Genomic DNA, 1,412 nt, shown 5'->3' on the forward strand with positions numbered 1-1,412 from the left:
CTCGCGATCGCCACGGCCGCATCTATTCGCGGCGCATGATCGCGGACGCCCGCAAGGCCAGGCTCGCGCGCCGCAACGGCTTGAAGGGCGGCAACCCAAGCCTTTCAAACGACAGCGCAAAATCGCCCCGGGATAAGGGGGCGGACAACGGGCGGGTTAAGCCGCGCGGCCGGGCAGGGGATAAGCCCCAGAGTCCAGACTCCCAGAACCCAGAGTCCAGGGAAAAAGCTCTCGCTTTTTCAGGACGCGCAGGCGCGCCGAAAGAAAGGCCCGGCTGGCATCGGCCAAAAACCCATCTCGATGCCGCCAATTCAATCATCGAGGAGATCAATGACAGCAGCCGAATTGCAGCAGGCGGCCAAGGTCCTGGCGGCGATGTTCTCATGCTTCCCGCAGTCGGCGCGCGCTGACGTCGACATGCAGATGCGCGGCTACCTGGCCGCCGTTAAGGATGCCGAGCTGGCGGACGTGCAGGCCGCCATCCAGCGCTTCATCCGCGGCGAGGCCAGGGTCGACAGCGCCCAGTTCTGCCCGTCCAGCGCCCAGCTCTCGATCGAGGTGCGCGAGCGCCGTCTGATGCGCGAGCTGATCGCCAAGCGGGGAGGGGATTCACCTGTGAAGCTGGTGAAAAGCTGACATCTGGAGACGGCGTGCCGCGGAACACCCCTCATCCGTCCGCTTCGCGGCCACCTTCTCCCCTTGTGGGAGAAGGTGGATCGGCGCGCAGCGCCGAGACGGATGAGGGGTGCCTGGCGCAACCATTTCGACAATCCCCCCACACAAGGACCCGCTTATGCCCCGCAAACCTTCCAAAAAACCCGCACCCCCAAAGCTCCCCAAGGGCGAGGCCGAGCAGGTGCGCATCCGCCGCGAGGTCGGCCACGACTTCGCGCTGAAGCAAGACGCCTTTGGCCGCCAGCGCCTCGCGGCCGGTACCGCCGAGGCACGCCGCGTCTACGCGGTCTCGAACGGCGGCTACACCTCCACCGGCGGCATCGTGCGCCTGCGCAATGTCGATCCGCTGGTGGGCATCACCTCGCTGACGCGCCAGCAGCGCGAGGCGGGAGGGCGCTTCCGCGACGATTTCGAGCGCACCGCGCGCGAGGGGCTGCAACCACAGTCCTGGAGCGAGCGCGTCGACGGCACTCGAGTGAATGCCGGCATCCCCGACCGCGTCCTCTCAGCCGGCCGCGCCCATGCGCAGGCGGCGGCCGCGCTCGCCCATTGGGAGGTGGCGGATGTGGTGCGCAAGGTCTGCCTCGAAGGCCAGTCGGTGAAGGCCATCGCCGAACGCAGCGGCGACGGGCGGGATGTGGTGGTCAAGCTGCTGAAGGTCGGGCTGGATTTGCTGGCGGTGCACTATGGGATGATGGGGAGGAAGGCGGGGTGAGGGGGTCCTTGAACATCCTGAC

2 protein-coding genes and 1 pseudogene are annotated in these 1,412 nt (G+C 67.3%); all 3 read left to right on the forward strand.

The annotated features are described in order from the left end of the window. A pseudogene (locus EOA33_RS39990) lies at positions 1 to 410 on the forward strand (hypothetical protein); the annotation flags it as partial. 13 nt (positions 411 to 423) lie between these two features. After that, entirely contained in the window at positions 424 to 636 is a 213-nt protein-coding gene (locus tag EOA33_RS35710; RefSeq protein WP_128332471.1) for a hypothetical protein, read from the forward strand. A 157-nt stretch (positions 637 to 793) separates the two neighbouring features. Next, positions 794 to 1,390 (forward strand): DUF6456 domain-containing protein, encoded by a 597-nt coding sequence (locus EOA33_RS35715; RefSeq protein WP_126055365.1) that lies wholly within the window; start codon positions 794 to 796, stop codon positions 1,388 to 1,390. Positions 1,391 to 1,412 lie beyond the last annotated feature (22 nt).

The organism is Mesorhizobium sp. M4A.F.Ca.ET.050.02.1.1, from assembly GCF_003997725.1.
In the GTDB taxonomy this organism is placed as follows: Bacteria; Pseudomonadota; Alphaproteobacteria; order Rhizobiales; family Rhizobiaceae; genus Mesorhizobium.